The organism is Streptomyces indicus (assembly GCF_900100315.1).
Taxonomy (GTDB): Bacteria; Actinomycetota; Actinomycetes; order Streptomycetales; family Streptomycetaceae; genus Streptomyces; species Streptomyces indicus.
Map to the genome: position 1 here is coordinate 46175 of NZ_FNFF01000025.1, position 15978 is coordinate 62152.

Annotated in this window: 25 protein-coding genes; 2 read left to right on the plus strand and 23 right to left on the minus strand. The window is 69.0% G+C overall.

From position 1 onward, the window contains the following. Nucleotides 1-9: 9 nt before the first annotated feature. From BLT97_RS34715 to BLT97_RS34820, 23 genes are all read right to left on the minus strand, one after another. On the minus strand, nucleotides 10-420 hold the full coding sequence (locus BLT97_RS34715) for a hypothetical protein (RefSeq protein WP_093617577.1): 411 nt from the start codon (nucleotides 418-420) through the stop codon (nucleotides 10-12). Beyond that, on the minus strand, nucleotides 417-2150 hold the full coding sequence (locus tag BLT97_RS34720) for a hypothetical protein (protein ID WP_143041433.1): 1734 nt from the start codon (nucleotides 2148-2150) through the stop codon (nucleotides 417-419). The genes BLT97_RS34715 and BLT97_RS34720 overlap by 4 nt, the downstream gene beginning before the upstream one ends. Then, nucleotides 2147-2515 carry a hypothetical protein gene (locus BLT97_RS34725; protein WP_093617581.1) on the minus strand — a complete coding sequence of 123 codons (369 nt, stop codon included), beginning with the start codon at nucleotides 2513-2515 and terminating at the stop codon, nucleotides 2147-2149. Before BLT97_RS34725 ends, BLT97_RS34720 begins: the two co-directional genes overlap by 4 nt. 157 nt (nucleotides 2516-2672) lie before the next feature. Next, nucleotides 2673-3113, minus strand: a complete 441-nt coding sequence (locus BLT97_RS34730) for a helix-turn-helix transcriptional regulator (protein ID WP_093617583.1) — start codon at nucleotides 3111-3113, stop codon at nucleotides 2673-2675. Between the two features lie 19 nt (nucleotides 3114-3132). Beyond that, entirely contained in the window at nucleotides 3133-3363 is a 231-nt protein-coding gene (locus tag BLT97_RS34735) for a hypothetical protein (RefSeq protein ID WP_093617585.1), read from the minus strand. Next, entirely contained in the window at nucleotides 3360-4694 is a 1335-nt protein-coding gene (gene dnaB / locus BLT97_RS34740; RefSeq protein WP_093617587.1) for a replicative DNA helicase, read from the minus strand. Before dnaB ends, BLT97_RS34735 begins: the two co-directional genes overlap by 4 nt. 19 nt (nucleotides 4695-4713) lie before the next feature. Further along, nucleotides 4714-5031: a hypothetical protein gene (locus BLT97_RS34745; RefSeq protein WP_093617589.1), complete on the minus strand. Its 318-nt coding sequence runs from the start codon at nucleotides 5029-5031 to the stop codon at nucleotides 4714-4716. An 874-nt stretch (nucleotides 5032-5905) separates the two neighbouring features. Continuing rightward, entirely contained in the window at nucleotides 5906-6712 is an 807-nt protein-coding gene (locus BLT97_RS34750) for a DNA cytosine methyltransferase (protein ID WP_093617591.1), read from the minus strand. Further along, nucleotides 6709-7557, minus strand: coding sequence for a helix-turn-helix domain-containing protein (locus tag BLT97_RS34755; RefSeq protein ID WP_093617593.1), 849 nt, complete (start codon nucleotides 7555-7557; stop codon nucleotides 6709-6711). Before BLT97_RS34755 ends, BLT97_RS34750 begins: the two co-directional genes overlap by 4 nt. Continuing rightward, the gene (locus BLT97_RS34760) at nucleotides 7554-7832 is read right to left on the minus strand and encodes a hypothetical protein (RefSeq protein WP_093617595.1); all 279 of its coding nucleotides are present in this window, start codon (nucleotides 7830-7832) and stop codon (nucleotides 7554-7556) included. The genes BLT97_RS34755 and BLT97_RS34760 overlap by 4 nt, the downstream gene beginning before the upstream one ends. An 82-nt stretch (nucleotides 7833-7914) precedes the next feature. Beyond that, entirely contained in the window at nucleotides 7915-8292 is a 378-nt protein-coding gene (locus tag BLT97_RS34765; RefSeq protein ID WP_093617597.1) for a hypothetical protein, read from the minus strand. Nucleotides 8293-8354: 62 nt separating this feature from the next. Further along, nucleotides 8355-9146 (minus strand): recombinase RecT, encoded by a 792-nt coding sequence (locus BLT97_RS34770; protein ID WP_176954000.1) that lies wholly within the window; start codon nucleotides 9144-9146, stop codon nucleotides 8355-8357. Further along, on the minus strand, nucleotides 9143-10150 hold the full coding sequence (locus BLT97_RS34775; RefSeq protein ID WP_093617601.1) for a YqaJ viral recombinase family nuclease: 1008 nt from the start codon (nucleotides 10148-10150) through the stop codon (nucleotides 9143-9145). Before BLT97_RS34775 ends, BLT97_RS34770 begins: the two co-directional genes overlap by 4 nt. Nucleotides 10151-10327: 177 nt before the next feature. Continuing rightward, entirely contained in the window at nucleotides 10328-10735 is a 408-nt protein-coding gene (locus tag BLT97_RS34780) for a hypothetical protein (RefSeq protein WP_143041434.1), read from the minus strand. After that, nucleotides 10732-11199 carry a hypothetical protein gene (locus tag BLT97_RS34785; protein ID WP_093617605.1) on the minus strand — a complete coding sequence of 156 codons (468 nt, stop codon included), beginning with the start codon at nucleotides 11197-11199 and terminating at the stop codon, nucleotides 10732-10734. Before BLT97_RS34785 ends, BLT97_RS34780 begins: the two co-directional genes overlap by 4 nt. Then, entirely contained in the window at nucleotides 11196-11381 is a 186-nt protein-coding gene (locus BLT97_RS34790) for a hypothetical protein (protein ID WP_093617607.1), read from the minus strand. Before BLT97_RS34790 ends, BLT97_RS34785 begins: the two co-directional genes overlap by 4 nt. Next, nucleotides 11378-11551, minus strand: coding sequence for a hypothetical protein (locus tag BLT97_RS38175; RefSeq protein WP_176954001.1), 174 nt, complete (start codon nucleotides 11549-11551; stop codon nucleotides 11378-11380). Before BLT97_RS38175 ends, BLT97_RS34790 begins: the two co-directional genes overlap by 4 nt. Continuing rightward, complete coding sequence (locus BLT97_RS34795) at nucleotides 11548-11787, minus strand: hypothetical protein (RefSeq protein WP_093617609.1); 240 nt, start codon at nucleotides 11785-11787, stop codon at nucleotides 11548-11550. The genes BLT97_RS38175 and BLT97_RS34795 overlap by 4 nt, the downstream gene beginning before the upstream one ends. Then, on the minus strand, nucleotides 11784-12029 hold the full coding sequence (locus tag BLT97_RS34800) for a hypothetical protein (RefSeq protein ID WP_093617611.1): 246 nt from the start codon (nucleotides 12027-12029) through the stop codon (nucleotides 11784-11786). Before BLT97_RS34800 ends, BLT97_RS34795 begins: the two co-directional genes overlap by 4 nt. Further along, the gene (locus BLT97_RS34805; RefSeq protein ID WP_093617613.1) at nucleotides 12026-12250 is read right to left on the minus strand and encodes a hypothetical protein; all 225 of its coding nucleotides are present in this window, start codon (nucleotides 12248-12250) and stop codon (nucleotides 12026-12028) included. Before BLT97_RS34805 ends, BLT97_RS34800 begins: the two co-directional genes overlap by 4 nt. Continuing rightward, nucleotides 12247-12834 (minus strand): hypothetical protein, encoded by a 588-nt coding sequence (locus BLT97_RS34810; RefSeq protein WP_093617615.1) that lies wholly within the window; start codon nucleotides 12832-12834, stop codon nucleotides 12247-12249. The genes BLT97_RS34805 and BLT97_RS34810 overlap by 4 nt, the downstream gene beginning before the upstream one ends. 97 nt (nucleotides 12835-12931) lie before the next feature. Next, a complete protein-coding gene (locus tag BLT97_RS34815; protein ID WP_093617617.1) occupies nucleotides 12932-13162 on the minus strand; it encodes a hypothetical protein in 231 nt (76 codons plus the stop codon). A gap of 65 nt (nucleotides 13163-13227) precedes the next feature. Then, on the minus strand, nucleotides 13228-13479 hold the full coding sequence (locus tag BLT97_RS34820) for a helix-turn-helix domain-containing protein (protein WP_093617619.1): 252 nt from the start codon (nucleotides 13477-13479) through the stop codon (nucleotides 13228-13230). A gap of 237 nt (nucleotides 13480-13716) precedes the next feature. Between BLT97_RS34820 and BLT97_RS34825 the strand changes: the two genes are divergently transcribed. Beyond that, on the plus strand, nucleotides 13717-14064 hold the full coding sequence (locus BLT97_RS34825) for a helix-turn-helix domain-containing protein (RefSeq protein ID WP_176954002.1): 348 nt from the start codon (nucleotides 13717-13719) through the stop codon (nucleotides 14062-14064). 423 nt (nucleotides 14065-14487) lie between these two features. Further along, a complete protein-coding gene (locus BLT97_RS34830; RefSeq protein ID WP_093617623.1) occupies nucleotides 14488-15774 on the plus strand; it encodes a tyrosine-type recombinase/integrase in 1287 nt (428 codons plus the stop codon). Nucleotides 15775-15978: the final 204 nt, after the last annotated feature.

Below are 15978 nucleotides of genomic sequence, written 5' to 3' on the forward strand. Positions count from 1 at the left end.
CGAAGCGGGTCAGGTGCGGGTCTGGAACGTCCACCAGCCGTCGTATCCGGCCGGGACCGCGGGGTAGTTGGCAAGCATCGGCCGCAGGATCGCGAGGTGGCGTTCCTGTTCGGCAAGCGTGACGTTGCCCCAGTAGGAGTCGCCGTCCCAGCGGCCGTAGGTGTCGCCGCCGTAGCGGCCGTCCTTGTGGGCGGCGAGGAAGGCCGCGCCATCGGCGGGTTCTGGGTACTGGTTGTCCCAGAGATGGCCGATGCAGGCGACGGTCACGCCCCTGCGGCGGCGGAACCAGACGGCGTCGATGAAGCCACCGAAGTAGTACGGGTTGCGGCCCTGCGGGGTGTCGGTGCGGCTGCCTCGGAGGCTGGCCAGGTCTACGGCGTAGGGCTTGCGACTGATGAGGAATCTGTCTTCCCGGATCATCGGCCCTCCTCGGTCTGCTGCGCCTCGTTGTCGGTTGTCGCGGCCTGCCGCTTGGCGCTCAGTTCGGCGCCTCGCGTGTGCAGCACTTCGCGGTACTCGGGATCGGCGTCCGCAAGTTCCGCCAGCGATGGAGGCGAAACCCCAAGCGCCTCGTCGACGGTGCGGCTCGACTTCCATGCGCAGCTGCTCAGGTGCCAGCCGGGTCCCATGCCGTCATGCCCGCAGTCGCAGCCGGGGGTGTCGACACCGGACGACGCGATGTTGTGCTCGGCCTCCGGCGACAGCTGCTGCTGCTCGTCGGGCTCGACGGTGTACGTGGTGGTCTCGCGGACGATGCGGCGCTGTACGGGGGTGCCGTCGTCGCGCCACCTGGGTGCGTGGCCCTGCGCGAGGGCGAGGCGGGCCCGTGCGGCGGGCAGGTCGGGCAGGGAGCTTCCGGGTGCCCATGCCTCGGCCGTGGGGTCGTACAGCTCTACACGCCACTTCTGCTCGGTGGCGTGCGCCTCGTCGTCGCCGTCGGTGATGCGCTGTATGGCGGCCCGCATGTCGTCGGCCCACTGTGCGGGGGTGTGCAAGGGGACGTTGTCGCTGCGGCATGCGGTGGCGGCGAGGTGGCCGGGCTCGCCGCGCCAGCACCACCAGCCGACGTGCACGAGGGCCTCGGCCGGCTTGGTCTGCTGCGCTTCGCGTGCGGGGCAGTCGGCCTCGTGGGTCATGTTGATCCACGGCTCGGCGATGAACTGGCACGTGCAGCGCGCCTCTGTCTGCTGCGCCTCGTCGGCCAGGCGGCGGAGCTCGTCGGCGTCTGCCCCTCGGAGGTTGTCCGGTCGGACGGCTCCGCGATGGACTTTGGACGCGAGGGTGGTGATCGCGTCGGCTACGGCCAGGTTCTGCCGCCCGCCTGTTCCGCGGTACTCGCCAGCCTTCTTCGTGAGCCAGGCCACGACCTCGGCGAGCACGGCGGCCCGGTCGGCGGGCGCGGGGAGGATCGCGAGGACGGCGTCTGCGTGCTCGCCGTACTCGTCGGGCTCGGTGGGGTCCCATTCGAAGCCGGACGCTGCGCAGATCGCCTTCCGGATGCGGTCGCGGAGGCCCGGGTCGGCGGGCGCTGGCGGCGCGGCGGGCTGCTCGTCGTCGAGCACGGCGAGGACATCGGCGGCCGGCACGGCAACCGGGTAGCCCTCCGGCAACGCGCCTGTCTGGCCAGCGAGGTAGTTGCGCACCCGCTCGATTGCGTCGTGCAGCTCGGCGTTCTTCTTGTGGAGGAACACGCCATCCAGTTCGGACCGCAGACGCTTTGCCTCCTCGTCGAGGGCGTCGGCGCGCTCGCGCAACGCGATCCCGTCCCGGCGCAGTCGGTCGGCTTCGTTGGTGAGTGAGTCCCACTCGGCGCGGGTCGGGGGCTGGTCGGCGGGCTCGCGTTCCAGGACGGTGGATGCGGCGTCCGGCTGCGGGCACTCGCGCATGGAGCACGTCACGTACCCACCGTCACCGAGGAACAGGCTGCTGTGGCCGCAGGCGGGGCAGCGGCCGGCGACGTGCGGCAGACCGGCGGCGAGCGGGGCCGCGGAAGGGGGCGGCCCGATGCGTGCCGGTTGGCTGCTGGGTAGGGCGGGACTCGTGCCGAGGATGGGGCGGGGCGTCTGGTCCATGGTCTTCTCCTGGGTGCTGTGGTGGACTTGGGACAGCAGCGCCCGGCCTTCATCCGGGCGCTGCGCTGCTGCGGTCACGGGGCGGCAGGTGTGTGCGGCACTGCTCCGGACAGCACGTCGGCGAGCCGGTGTACGTCTCCGTCTGGGGCGCGCCACATCTCGTCACCTCGGCGGTCGCGTCCGGCCTTCTGCCAGCCGAGGATCAGCAGTTCGGCCTTCTGGCGGGCGCGCGTCAGCACGGAGCCGAGGGTCAGGCTCAGTTCGTAGTCCTGGCGCGGGAATCCCCGGCCGTCGTCGCCGTGGAGGAACCAGCCGTAGCCGGAGCGGCCGTTGTCGTCCGGGCGGGTGCCGTGCTGCCACAGGTGGTAGATCTCGCCGTCGTGGCGGGTGGAGTAGACGGTCTGGCTGTTGCTGGTCCAGGTGAGGTGTGAATGCCAGGTCACTGGTGGCTCCTTCGGGGTGGGTTGGGTCACGTCAAGATCCGGAAGTCCTGTACGGGCCTCAGGCGGCCTCGCGCGGCGTTAAACGCGGCTCGGAGCCCGCAGACGGGTTCGGGAGCGCCTGAGAGGCGCTGGACGCCCGCCGCGGGGCATGTGTGCCTCACGCCGCGCTCTCGGTCTGCTCGGCGCCCAGTAGGCCCATGCCGTAGCCGATCGCCACCGCATGCGTCCGGTCCACCGCGCCCAACTGCCGCAGCAGCACCGCCACACGGGACTTCACTCCGTTCAGCGACAGGCACACACGGGCCGCGATCTCCACGTCCGACAGGCCTGCGTCGAGGAGCAGCAGCACGTCGCGCAGCGGCTGCGCTAGCAACACCGGCTGGCACACCGGAGGCTTGATGAGGCCGGCACGCAGGCAGTGGGCGACGAGCAGCACTTGCCGGTGTGGCAGTCCGAGAAGGCGGCAGGCGCGGCGGATGCGCATGTTCACGCGCGCCGGGTTGACGTCGAGGAGCCGTGCACTGTCCTTGCGGTCCACGCCGGCAGCGCAGTGTCTGATGATCCGCAGGTCCAAGTCGGTCAGATCCGGATGGGGCATGGGGGACTCCTGTCGGGGTTCAACGTGCGCCGGGTGGCTGGCAGGTCGGGCAGTTCTTCGGCGGGGTGGGGCCCGTTGCGGCGGTGCCGCATGGCCAGGCACCGGGGCGGGCGATGTGGTACGCGGGTTCGGTGTCCTGCTCGGCAGCCGGCTCGGGCTTGAGGGTCTTGCCGGCTAGCTGGGTGAACAGGGCCACGAGCGAGCCCTCTTGCCGGATGGCGGCCAGGTCGTCGGCGCCGAACCCGGTCACGTGAGGGCCATGTCGACGAAGCGGCTGTAGTGAAGCTGCGCCGCGACGGTGATCTTCGAGGTGGGGCCGGCGCGGTGCTTGGCGACGATCAGGTCCACTTCACCGGCGCGCGGTGATTCCTTGTCGTAGGCATCCTCGCGGTGGACGAGGATGACGACGTCGGCGTCCTGCTCGAGGGATCCGGACTCGCGGAGGTCGGCGAGCATGGGCACCTTGTCGGTGCGCAGCTCGGGCCCGCGGTTGAGCTGGCAGAGGACAACGACGGGCACGTCGAGTTCCTTGGCCATGAGCTTCATGCCGCGGCTCATCTCGGAGACCTCGACTTGCCGGTTCTCGGCGCGCTTCTTGCCGGGGCTGTCGAGCAACTGCAGGTAGTCGATGACGACGAGGCCGAGGCCGGTCTTCTGCTTGATCTGCCGGCTGCGGGCCCTGATCTGGGTGACGGTCCTGTTGGGGGTGGCGTCGATGGTGAGGGGTGCGGTGGTGAGCCGTTCCATCTGATTAGCGAACGCGGCCCAGTCGTGGTCGGTCATGTTGCCGCCGCGGATCTTGTGGAGGCCGATCCGGGCTTCGGCGGAGATGATGCGGTGCTGGACTTCACGCCTGGACATTTCGAGGCTGAAGAACGCGGCGGGGATCTTGTCTCGGAGGGATGAGGCGCGCAGGAAGTCGACGCCGAGCGTGGACTTTCCGAGGCCGGGCCGCCCCGCAATGATGATCATCTGTCCGCCGTGGAGGCCGTGCAGGAGTGCGTCGAGGTCGACGAAGCCGGTGGAGACTCCGATCGCGCGGCCCTCGGACTGCAGCTTCTCCAGCTCGGCGACTACGTCGGGGAGGTCTTCGCCGAGAAGCGCGGAGTCGGCGTCTTCCTGCACGCGCAGGACGTTCGCGAGCTCGACCTGGGCGGCGTCCGTGGCGTGCTGGGCTTCCCCTTCCCCGGTGTAGCCGAGCTCGGTGATGCGCCGACCTGCTTCGACGAGGCGGCGACGGGTGGCGCAGTCGCGGACGATCTCCGCGTAGTACTCGGCGTTCGCCGCGGTCGGTACGGCGCGGACCAGCTCGGACAGGTAGCCGGCGCCGCCGACCTTGCTGAGGAGGCCGAGTTCACGCAGATGGTTGGCGACGGTGACCTGGTCGGCGGGTTCGTTGCGGCTGTAGAGGTCGACGATGGCGCGGAAGATCGTCTCGTGGGCCGGTCGGTAGAAGTCCTCGGCGGTGGTCACTTCGACGACTTCGCCGACGGCGCGCTTCGACAGGAGCATCCCGCCGAGCACGCACTGTTCGGCAGCGGTGTCCTGCGGGGGGACGCGCTCGAGGGTCTGGTCTTCCATGTGCTGGTCTCCGTTCGGGTCAGGCGGCGTGGCTGGTCTGGGTGGGGTGGCACTTGGGGCAGGGGCGGGCGTTGCCGTGGTCGTCGTAGATCTGGCGGAGGGCGCCTTCGCGGCGGGCTGCGGGAGCTCCGTCGGCGCATGTGCCGCACCAGGGCGGCAGCTGCCGGATCGGGGTGGGCTTGGGCCTGCCGATTCGCTTGGGGAGATCGCCGATGCGGATCCGGAGGATCTGGCTGTGGTTGCGGATGCCTTCGGGCTTCTCGGTGAGCTTGGTGACGAGTTCGTCGTCGAGGGCCCAGCCCTGGCGGTCGGTCATCTCGGCGAGATCGGCGGCCATGGCGGAGGCGGTGCGTGGGCCGACGGTCCAGGGGGTGGGGAGGTTCTCGAGGAACTGGATGGCGTCGGCCAGGTGGCGATCTTGCTGCGGCTGCGTGTCGGTGGGGTCCTCGGGCGGGCCGGAGGGCTCGGGACGGGCTGAGGGGTGAGGGGGGGTAGAGGGGTGAGGGGTAGGGGGAGGTCCTGACCTCGCCTGCGGAGGTTGTGACCTCCCCTTAGGGGAGGTCCTGACCTCGCCTGGCGAGGTTGTGACCTCCCCTTCGGACCTAGGGGAGGTGGAAGCCTCCCCTTCAAGTTGGGGGAACCGATACCGGCACTGCTTGCCCGGCACCGCGTACAACGGCCGGCCGTCCTTGCCGACCGTGATCGGTATCCGGACCTCCAACCCACGCTTCGCCAGCCGCTGCAGAGCCGACTTCAAACTCCCCCGACCCGTCAGCCCGGTCCGCTCCGCGAGCACCGCAGCGTTGAACCCCGGCCACGTCTCCGCCCGCAGATCGTCATCCCGCGTGTTCTCTCCGATCGCGACGAGCACCATCCGCTCTGCCGGAGTCAGTTCGGCAGGCGCATACAGGAGCACGTCCATGACGCGCTTGATCCCCATCACTGCACCTCCGAGCTCGGAGCGGCATGCAAGGTCACGGCGGGCTTCTCTCTGGCAGTGCGAACAGGGCGGTGCGGGTGGCGGTGGCGGGCGCGCTACGGGCCGGCGCGCGGGCGGTGGGGGCCGGTCATGCGGCGGCCTGGAGCTGCTGCTCGCTGAACGCCCCAGCTGCCGCGAGGACGGCATCGCCGAGCGGTGGGGGCACGGCGTTGCCGACGATGAGGTGCTGCTGGCCGGCGCCTCCGTGGAACGTGAGGCCGGGCCGGAAGCCCTAGAGCGCAGCGCATTCGGCGATCGTCGGCCTCAGGTGCGCGACACCAGTCCGGTCCCGCCACAAGGGCGTCCCGATGTGCCGGTTCATGGCCTGCCGGGTGCCGTTGCCGAACGGCTCGGCGCCTCCGGTGGCGGTGCCTCCGCCGGTAACCGTGGGTGCGGGCCGCTGGGTGTAGCCCCAGCCGATCGCGTCGGCCATAGACACGTGGCCCGGCTTGCCGAGCACTCCGTGCGTGGGTGCCGGGAGAGCCACCTCCTGCAGCCGGGACGCGAGGAAAACGGCGCGCGGCCGGCTCTGCGGCAGCCCGTAGTCGGCGGCGTTGATGACGCCGGAGGCGGTGCTGTAGCCCCAGCGCGCCAAGACTCCGGCGTACTGCTGCCAGACGACGAGGACGGACGGCACCTGCTCCATGCACACCCACCCGGGCATGAGGTCGTAAATCCAGCGCATGGGTTCGGCGGTGAGGATCGACCGCTCGTCGAGGCAGACGGCTCCGATGGCGGCCCGGGTGTCCTTGCCGCGGGCGAGGTCTTCGATCGCCTGGTGCACCCGGGGCAAGTCCCGCAGGCCCAGCTTCTTCCCGGACTTGCCGAAGCCGGGGCACGGCGGCGACCAGATGCCGCCGGTGGTGCGGCCCTTGAACATCCAGGTCGGGTAGCGGGTGACGTCGCACTGGATAGTGGCGTGGCTGGCCAGGCGGCGAGTCATGCAGGCGGCCCCGTCGAGCTCCAGGCCGATGTCACGGACACCGCGGGCGGCGAGCGCCTCCGTCCAGCCGATGCCGGCGAAGCCGTGGACGATCATGCCGCCACCTCCAGCTTCCTGGCGGCGCTGCGCGCCCGCACGACGGTCCGCTTGTGGACGCCGAGCTTCGCCGCGATCTCGTCGGCACTCAGGCCCTCATTGGTGAGCTGGACGACGCGGGCCGGATCGACGACCCTCCGCTCCTGCCCCGGCCGCTTGCGCCCGCGCGCCGTATCCGGCTTGGCATTCGGATCGTCGATGTCGTCCCAGGCGAGAGGCCCGTGCCAGCCTTCGCGGGCGGCGAGGTTGCGGGCCATCGTGATGGAGCGCTCGGGTACGCCGTGGTCTCGCGGGTCGCGGGTCTGGACGACGCGATAGCCCTGGGCGATGCGGCGCGCCGTAGAGGCGAGGACGCGATCGGCACGGATCAGGTCGGTCAGCCTCCGCGGGTGGAAGCCGAGCTGTGGGCCGAGCGCGGTGAGCGGCCAGCCCATGCTGACGAGCGCTTGCAGGCGGCGGCGGGTGGCCAGGCCGTCAATGACCGTGTGCGCCTTGGTAGGTGCCGGAGTCAGCGGGATAGCCAGGATGCGCTCGGACACCTCTGGCCTGATCCGCTCGGCCCGCTTGTTGACGCCGTCGTAGAGAATGCGGGCGAGCGTGGCGGCTGAGACATGGGCGGCCCGCTGGATCGCGGGAAGGCTGTGCCCGAGCTGCTGCAACTGCAGGACGTGCTTCCGGGCGGGTTCGGCGTCGATGAGCGGCTGCCAGATGCCGTAGCCGACGAGGCGGTAGCGGCGACGGTCATAGGCGCGCCCGCGCTCGCGGCACTCGGGGCGCTTGCACTTGTAGTTCTTGACGCAGTCGAGGCTGTTGTGGTGCGGGGCTTCGCGGACGGCGGTGGTCATCGTCGGGCCTCCTCTCGGGCGGGCAGGTGCCAGGCGCGGCGGATGGTCCAGTAGTCGTCGATGGCCTGGCTGCTGGTGGGCCGAGGCGGCTCGGGCTGGCAGGCCATCTGCGCTTTGTCGAAGCTGTGGCGGATGCGGTACGCGGCGCGACCGATGAGGTGGCCGGTCCAGTAGCCGGCGGCGACGATGAGTGCGCCCGCGGCTGCGGTGAGGACGGCGGCGCTGAGGATGTAGACCCAGACGAGGGCATCGAGCGCGGTGAGGAGGTCGTCCATTACGTCCGCCTCCCGAGCGCCCAGCCGATCGCTGCCATGGCGGCGCCGGCCAGAATCAGGGCGGGCATGATCAGGGCGAGGTTCATGCGGCCCTCCGCTGCTGGTCGGCGCGGGCCGCGCGACGCTTGGCGGCGATGGCCAGGCCTTTGGGTGTGAGGACCCACACCGCGATGCGGTGGCCGTGGGTGTTGGCCTGCGTGGACGGGACCATGAGTCCGGTGTGGGCGATGACCCCCGCGGTCCGGAGGCTGTTGATCACCGCTCCGAGGAGTCCCGGGCCGAGGTCCGGGAGCAGGTCGCGGATGTCGTTGCAGCTCCAGTCGATACGGCTTTCGCCGAAGTGGAGGACGGCCTGCTCGACGAGGAACCGGTCCCACTCGGAGTGCTTCGAGATGTCGTCGAGGAGGGCGTCCTTCTCGGTGGACGCGAGACGCTCGGCGACAGACAACTTGCGTGTCATGTGATGTCCTTGGATCGTGAGCCGCCCCGCATTGCCCGCGGGGCGGCTCGAGCGTGTGCGGGCTAAGCGGTTGGGCCGGCTTCGAGCTCGGGGCGCTGCGGGTACTCGGGGGCGACGTCGATGACGTCTGCCGTGGCGTCCGTTCGGACGGTGCCGTCGTGGGCAAGGGCGCGGGCCAACTGGGCGCTCTTCGGGAGGGCCTTGAAGTGGTTGCGCAGGACGGTCTTCTTGGCCATCTCGTCGTAGTTGTCGCGCCATGCCGGGCTGTTCTTCGAGGGGAGCTTCTGGCGCCGCTCCTCGATCTCATCCGGGTACATGACCTTGAAGGTCCGGCCGCCGTTGATCAGGCGGGCTACGGAGTAGTAGGCGATGGCGCGACCGCGCGGTCCGGTGGCGCAGGGGCGGTGAACGAGGCGCTCCTCGAGACCCTCTTCGTGCTCGAAGTAGTCGTTCTCCCGCACCGTTTCGACCTTGATCGAGGACGCCATGGGGTGCTGGTAGAAGAGCGTCACCATGCCCTGGTAGCCGAGCTGGAACTCGGCGTTGCCCTTGCGCGGGATGATGTACGCCTCCTGCGTCGGCGACCCCGGCTCGAAGCCGAGCTGCGAGCAGGTCATCAGCGCACCGAGGAAGGACTGGGTGTTGCAGGTAGCCAGGTCCGGGTTCTTGCGGATCAGCGTCAGGGCGATGCGCGCCATCCGGTCGGCGCTCATGTGCTTGGGCAGAGCGCGTTCCATCTCCGGCTTCATGCGCTCGATCTGCTGAGCCAGCGTCGGCTGCTGCTGCGCCTGCTGCTCGACCTGGCCGACGGTCTCGGCTCGGCGGGCGACAGCGTTGCGGGCGTCGGTACTCACGCGGCGTTCTCCTTGCAGATGTTGAGGGACCGAGTGGACGGGCCGCGGTAGGGCTCCGGGTCGATGTCGGGGTCGAGGGCGAGGGCAGCGGACTTCCAGCTGATCTGGCCCTTGCGGGGGCGCCACGTGTAGGCGAGCTCGCCGCGCACGTACACGTCGGTGCCGTTGCCGGCGATGGCTTTCAGGTGGTTGTCCGCCTCGGTGATGGCGTTCTCGGCGGCGGCGGCCTGCTCCTTCGCCTGTGCCCGGATGGCGAGCCACTTCTCGACCTCCGCGGCGTCTGCGATGACGTCCCGTTCGGAGGGGTTCGCGTGCAGCCGGTCGAGGAGTTCACCGGTGGCGTGAGAGCCGTCGACCGGGGGGCGCTGTCCGGTGGTGACCCAGCCCCAGAACTCGTCGGCGATGGCGTACAGGTCCGCGATCATCTGCTCGTCGCGCTCGAGGCGGTGAACGAGAGTGCGCTGACCGCCGATCAAGGCTGCTGCGTACCCGAACGTCCAGCCGGTGACGGCCAGTTGCCACTGGATCTGCACCTGCACGTCGATGGGAATGTCGTCGAGCCAGTCGTTCAGGGCATAGCTGGAGCGGGACTTGAGCTCTACGACGCCCAGCTCGCTGTTCTCCTCGGTGGTGAGGTCGAGGTTGACGATGGCGTGCGGCATGTCCGGCCGGCGCAGAGTTCCGGGGTGCGGTTCGGCGATCAGGCCGGTGATGGCCGTGAACCGGGTTGCGGTGATCGGCTCCAGCGCGTGGCCCATGAGCGCGGCCTCGTCGAGGATCGGGTCTTCGCGGCGCGGAACGGGCTGGCCGGTCTTGCGCAGCCACACCTCGAGCGGGCTGGTGTACGGGTTGAGGCCGCAGATGGCGGGGAGGTCGCTTCCGCCGAGGCCGGTGCGTCGGATGGCGTGCCACTCCTCCCGGGGTGCGTCCGCGTCGAGGACGACGACCGCCCCGGACGGAAATACCAGTGGTGTCGCCTGCCTTGTGGTGTCTGTGGTGCTCATGTGCAGTGCCTTTCGGGTGTGAGGGGCCAGCCCCGCCGCCCTCAGGGGGTGGCGTGCGGCGGGGCTGGCAGGCCGCCGAGCTACAGGGGGGCGTGCTCTAGGCGACCGGTTTGTGGGTGGTTGGTGCCGCCATCCGGCTGGGGCGGAGCGGGGAAGACACAGCCGGATGGCGGGGATCTAGGCGGCGCCCACGTCGGCCTGCTTCTTCGTGGCGGGGTCGACGTAGAACTCGGCCGTGTCGAAAAGGCCTTCGTCCTGCGGCGCCATCTGCTTCTCGGCCCGCTTGAAGATCCGGCGGACGCCGTCATAGCAGTCCGGGCAGAAGGCGATCAGGCGGCTCGGGCGGAGCTGCGCAGCGGTGACGAAGTCGCCTTCGTTGACCGGGTCGCGCGGCGTGGCGATCAGGTGGATGCGGGCTTTGCGCTTCGACACGTACTCGTCGTTCGTCAGCTCGCACCGGCCGGGCCTGCGGTTGCGGTCGGCGTGCTTCTTGCCGCACGCTCCGCGGCACTCACACCGGTCGCCGGCCCGCTTCATCACCGCGGACCACACGGCGGCGCCGACTATGGGAGGGCGGACGCTCATGACGCCCTCACCTCCGGCAGCTTCTGCGTGGCGTCCGCGTCGCGCCCCCAGGTGATGGGCGGGAGTCCAGCCGGGTCGGTGCTGGCGAACGGCGCCTTCGCCAGGGGCATTACGCAGTGCTTGCGGATCTGATCGCCGTCGATCTCCTGCGTCTTGGCGATGACATGCTCGGCCTTCACACCGATGTCGAGCTTGCGCTTGAGGTCGGTGATCTGACGCCGCAAGTCCTTGATGAGGCGGGTGTCGTCCTCGGTGATCCGCTGGACCTGAATGCGGGTGTCGTCCAGAGCTCGGGCAGCCCGGTTGCGCTGCCTCTTCAGCTTCTCGATCTCCGTAGCCATCGCGACGAGCTGACAGGCTGCCTCGTTCGCCTCGCGCTCCAGGCGGCCGATCTTCTGAACCAGCTGCCATGGCGTCATCCCACGGTGGCTGAACTTCGTGCGGACGTCTTGGGCGATGCTCATGTGGTTCCCCCGTTGGCGGGTGTGGCGAAGTCGTCGGGGATGTCGACGAGTCCGGCGAGTACGGAAGCGATGACGTTGGGGTCGGTGATCCAGCGGGGCACCGCCGGCCGCGGCACGAGGCCCAGCGCACGCAGCAGCTGGGGGGCGACGGTCACGGGCTGCTCGGGCAGGAGCGCGGTCATAACCCGGCCTCCCTGGATGCGGTGGCGAGGACGGTCACGTAGTCCGTCCACTGGCTGTCGGTCCACTGGGTCTCGACCGGGCCGTAGATACGTCGCGCGATCTCGTTGATCTGGATGAACTCGCTCTCGACCACGTCGGCGATCGGGCGCTCCGGCGCCGGGGCGCTCATGCCGCCACCTGCTTCGGGGCGTTTTCCCGCTCCACCCATGCGGTCAGTTCTGCGACGGCCTCCTGCAGTTCGCGCGCCGCGCGGGGCGTGGCGACGGAGAAGCAGATCGCGAGGTCGGGTCCGATCTGAAGGTGTGCGGTCGGCCGGCCTGTGTGCGCGCTTCGGGCGTAGCGGGTGGTGACCGGGCCGTCGTTCAGGTCGACGGTCACGCCGCCGATGATCCGGGCAGTGCTCATGTCGTGCTCCTGGGCTGAGGCTTGCGGTTCAAGGCGGCGAGGGCGGCGATGTGCTCGGCCCAGCCCGGGTAGTCCGCGGCCTGCGAGGACCACTCGGGGTGCGCGACGAGGTCTTCGTCGTTGGCGTAGGCGATGCGCTGGGACTCGCTGAGCGTGCGAGCACGGGCGGCCCGCAGAGTGGCGAGCTCGCGCTCCAACTCCTCGCGCGGCACGTCGAGGCGGGCGATGTCGGCGGCGGTCATGACGCGACCCCCTTCACGACGTCGCCGCGGCGGCGAATCAGCGTGACGGCGATGTCGCCCTCCGAGCAGCAACCACTCAGCGCGACGGCGCACCGCTCGATGAGGTCGTCGACGGTCTCGTCGCGGTAGGCGTCGAGGAGATGCGCTACGAGCGTGTCGCGATCGGCGCTGTCCTCGTAGTACACGCGGAGCGCGTGCTCGATCACACTGCGGGCGCTCACGCGAGGCTCCTGAGGTGGGAGCCGATGCGCTCGGCGTGCGACGACACGGTCTTGTCCGCCGCTGCGTACACAGCGAGCAGTTCTTCGCGGTCGCCCTGGTCCTCGACCGAGGCCAGGGGGCGCAGGCGCTTGTAGCCGCGCTCGACGTCGGCCATCTGCACCACGGCGTCGTACACGCCGGTCGGCAGGTGCTGCGCCCGGAACATCGCGACCGCGTCCGGGATCTCCGTCTTCGGGACCGACATGACCGCGACCATGTACGCGCTCACCGGGTCGAGCTGCGGGTCCTCTGCGTCGACCTCGTCGATGACCGCGACGCACAGGTCGGCGAACCGCTTCTTCGCCCGCAGCACCGGCAGCTCGTTGAGCGCGTTGATACGCATCTCGTAGGTCGCGCCCCGCATCCCGGCGGCGTCCCACTCGGCACGCACGATGTCCTTGCGGACGTCCTCAGCCAACTCGACGGCCTCGTCACGCGAGTTGGGCAGCGGGTAGTTGAGGACGCTCAAGGCGATCTCGCCGTCCACGGCTGCCGTGGAGGCCACGGCCTGCGCGATGCGGTCCCGGGTACTCTCACTGATCACGGGTTTCTCTTCTCTCTTCGCACTGCGTTGCGGATAGAGGGGTGGAACTCGAAGGCCCCTGCTGCCGGTAGCCGCCGGAGTGGGGGCCGCTTGCCGTCTAGGCGGCGGACTTGGCGGGCTGGTCGATGCCGAGGTACTCGGCGGTGCGGCCGTAGTGGTAGCGGATGGTGCGTCGGCTGCTGCCTTCAGGCGCGATATCGACGACGCAGCGCTCGACGAACGTGGCGTCGTTCTCGAGGCGGTCGCGGACCCAGAAGTCGCTGACCTTGAGCCACTTCTTCAGCTCCGCCTTGGTCAGCAGCGGCGTGGGGGTGACGGGGTGCTCCACAGCTCCTCCTTTCATTGACGGTGGACGTTCTTCCAGCGAATGTGGAAACTGTCGGCGCGCAAAGCTCACGTGGGGGAGTGGATGGCGAACAGTTCGAGGACGGGTTTTTCGAGCGCGAGGGCCACCAGGTCGGCGGAGCGTCTGCTGCATGTGTCGCGTCCACTGGGTCCGGTGGCGACCATGTGGCCGATGGCGGACGGGCTGATGCCGTATCCGGCCGGGTCGACCTCTTTGGTCTTTTCGGAGAGGCGCTCGATGGACAGGCCGGCCGTTTGCATGGCGTCCCGGATGTTCCGGCCGTTGTCCAAGCGGTGCATGCGGTGCCCCTTCGTGGCCGAGAGTTGCCACCGCGTGACCGAATGTGGAACTGCGGTCAGCGGCTCTGTTTCCACATTCAACGCTGAATGTGGATGGATGTCAAGCGATGTGACGAGCGTGGACCGGTTTGCCGGGGTTTCTGAATATGCCACTGCGTCCACATGCGGAAATCTCCGCTGGTCACGTGCTGAGCATCGACTTGTAGCGAATGTGGATGATGCCTGATGCTTCTACATGTGGATGACCTTGCGGAACTCATCGAGCGCGTGATGCGGGAGAAGGACTGGACGCTGTCCACCCTGGCCCGCCGCTCCGGCATCTCCACATCCACGCTCCACTCATGGAAGAGCGGAGACCGGGCAACGGGCAGCCGCGGGCCGTCACCCGCACTGCTGCGCAAGTTCGCCGACGGGGCCGGCCTCACGGTGGCCGAGGTGTTCGAAGCCGCCGGCCGTCACGTGCCCGCCGCCATGGATGACGAGACCGAACGAAGGTTTCTCCACATGCTCCGCGCGCTGAGTGACGACGACCGCAAGGTCGTCGAGGCGACTATGCAGGCCATGGCTGAGCGTCAACGCTCCTGATGTGAAAAAGTCGCGCAGTTCGTGCAACCTTTTCAGGACTTGAGGCACTGCCCCATAAATGTCGTATAGGCGCTTCACGAACGGTAGTTGACGGCGGTACCGTCGATTCTCCGCCGTAACCTCCACCTGCGGCCGGGCTACGTCAGCCGAGTCTCATTGGGGGACGCATGTGCGCAACCGTTGCCGTGGAGGACATCGATCCGGCGGCGCCTAAGTGGGACCGTGATCGAGTCTCGATCGTCATAGGTCCCGGCCTGGATTACTTTGCGGCTCTCCGCCAGGTCAGAGCTCTCCTTATTTGGCTGGGAGTCCCACAGCTCGGGCTCGGTGCGACATGCTGGTGCGGGGAGTACATAGAGGTGCCCCGATGGCGCAACCGGGTTCCCCGTCAGCGAACCGCTGTTGGTCGCGAGGAGGTACGGCATGCCCCGTAAGGCGGCCAACAACCCCAGGCAGCTGCGCATCAAGTCCTGCGGCTGCAAGCTCTGCACGGCCGAGCACCGGCCCGGCGAGCAGCACACCCGTAAGGACTGCACCGGGCCATGGCAGGCCCGCTACCGCGACCCCTCCGGTAAGCAACGCTCCAAGTGCTTCAAGGGCAAGAACGCGAAGAAGAAGGCCGAGGGCTTCCTCGACAACGTCCGGGACCAGGTACGCACCGGCACCTTCGTCGACCTCGACCGCGGCCAGATCATCGTCAATGACTGGTACGCCAAGTGGTGGCCTGCTCAGCGTGTCGGCGACACCACCCGCGTGCGAAACGAGGGGGCGTGGGCCAACCACGTCCAACCGCACTTCGGGACCTGGCCGTTGGTGTCGATCGGCTATCTCGATGTGGAGGAGTGGATCGTCAAACTCGGCAAGGTGACCGGCGTGCCGACCATCACCAAGGCGTTCCAGCTCCTCGACCGCATGATGACGGCGGCCGTGCGTGACCGGCGCATCGCGCACAACCCGTGCGATGGGGTGAAGCTTCCGAGGGCAAGGCCGAAGCATCCGGACGACCAGATGCCGCCGACCTACGATCAACTGGCCGCGATCCGGGCCCACATCCCGGAGTTCTACCACCCATTGCTCATCGTGGCGGAGGAGACGGGCCTGCGCTGGGGCGAGTTGACAGGTCTGCGCCGCTGCTGGGTCAACTTCAAGGACGGCAGCATTCAGGTCCGCGAAACGGTCATCGAGATCAGCGGCAACCACAAGCGCAAGGCGTATCCGAAGTCGGCGGCCGGCTGCCGGACGGTGCCGCTGTCGGACCGGGCCGCGCATGCGATGAAGGCGCACCTGGAGAAGTACCCCGCGGTGAACGCGCGGACGTCGGTGGTCAGCGGCATGCATGCCGAGGAGTTGGTGTTCCGCAGCCCTCAGGCCGGGCGGAAGGTGAAAGGCCGGCCGGAGTTCGAGGGCGTGCTGAACCGCAACAACTTCCGCCGGCTGTGGCTGCCCGCGATCCGCGCCGCGGGAGTGGCGCGCGAGGTGCCCAACGACGTGACCGGTCGCCTCGAGCTGTGGCCCCATGTCCACGACATCCGGCATGCGTTCGCTTCTCGGCTGCACGCGCTTGGGGTGTCGGAGGCGGATGCTCAGCGGATCCTCGGGCACGAGCGCGGCGGCAAGGTGACGTGGCTGTACACGCATGCGGGCGCGGATTCGGTCGACAAGGTGCGTGCTGCGCTGACGGGGGAGACGGGCCTGAGGGTCGTCTCGTAGCGTTCCGCGAAAATTCCACAACCCTGCCACACGCCCACCGCCCTTCAGATCCCTTCACATCGGGTACCCGGGACGGTAAACGGGCGCTGAGCAGGGAATTGCCACCCCCACATCCATTCACATCAACGGATAGAGAGTCCACATTCGAGGGAGTCTAGTCCTTACAAGGCGGATGTCGGCGGTTCGAAACCGTCCGCGCCCACC

Excerpts from the sequence above, each read along its gene's own strand:
- dnaB (WP_093617587.1), bottom strand. The coding sequence starts at position 4,694 with ATGGAAGACCAGACCCTCGAGCGCGTCCCCCCGCAGGACACCGCTGCC.
- BLT97_RS34820 (WP_093617619.1), bottom strand. The coding sequence starts at position 13,479 with ATGCACCGCTTGGACAACGGCCGGAACATCCGGGACGCCATGCAAACG.
- BLT97_RS34745 (WP_093617589.1), bottom strand. The coding sequence starts at position 5,031 with ATGGCCGCCGATCTCGCCGAGATGACCGACCGCCAGGGCTGGGCCCTC.
- BLT97_RS34755 (WP_093617593.1), bottom strand. The coding sequence starts at position 7,557 with ATGACCACCGCCGTCCGCGAAGCCCCGCACCACAACAGCCTCGACTGC.
- BLT97_RS34765 (WP_093617597.1), bottom strand. The coding sequence starts at position 8,292 with ATGACACGCAAGTTGTCTGTCGCCGAGCGTCTCGCGTCCACCGAGAAG.
- BLT97_RS34785 (WP_093617605.1), bottom strand. The coding sequence starts at position 11,199 with ATGAGCATCGCCCAAGACGTCCGCACGAAGTTCAGCCACCGTGGGATG.
- BLT97_RS34795 (WP_093617609.1), bottom strand. The coding sequence starts at position 11,787 with ATGAGCACTGCCCGGATCATCGGCGGCGTGACCGTCGACCTGAACGAC.
- BLT97_RS34760 (WP_093617595.1), bottom strand. The coding sequence starts at position 7,832 with ATGGACGACCTCCTCACCGCGCTCGATGCCCTCGTCTGGGTCTACATC.
- BLT97_RS34750 (WP_093617591.1), bottom strand. The coding sequence starts at position 6,712 with ATGATCGTCCACGGCTTCGCCGGCATCGGCTGGACGGAGGCGCTCGCC.
- BLT97_RS34715 (WP_093617577.1), bottom strand. The coding sequence starts at position 420 with ATGATCCGGGAAGACAGATTCCTCATCAGTCGCAAGCCCTACGCCGTA.
- BLT97_RS38175 (WP_176954001.1), bottom strand. The coding sequence starts at position 11,551 with ATGAGCGCCCCGGCGCCGGAGCGCCCGATCGCCGACGTGGTCGAGAGC.
- BLT97_RS34800 (WP_093617611.1), bottom strand. The coding sequence starts at position 12,029 with ATGACCGCCGCCGACATCGCCCGCCTCGACGTGCCGCGCGAGGAGTTG.
- BLT97_RS34730 (WP_093617583.1), bottom strand. The coding sequence starts at position 3,113 with ATGCCCCATCCGGATCTGACCGACTTGGACCTGCGGATCATCAGACAC.
- BLT97_RS34790 (WP_093617607.1), bottom strand. The coding sequence starts at position 11,381 with ATGACCGCGCTCCTGCCCGAGCAGCCCGTGACCGTCGCCCCCCAGCTG.
- BLT97_RS34780 (WP_143041434.1), bottom strand. The coding sequence starts at position 10,735 with ATGAGCGTCCGCCCTCCCATAGTCGGCGCCGCCGTGTGGTCCGCGGTG.
- BLT97_RS34830 (WP_093617623.1), top strand. The coding sequence starts at position 14,488 with ATGCCCCGTAAGGCGGCCAACAACCCCAGGCAGCTGCGCATCAAGTCC.
- BLT97_RS34775 (WP_093617601.1), bottom strand. The coding sequence starts at position 10,150 with ATGAGCACCACAGACACCACAAGGCAGGCGACACCACTGGTATTTCCG.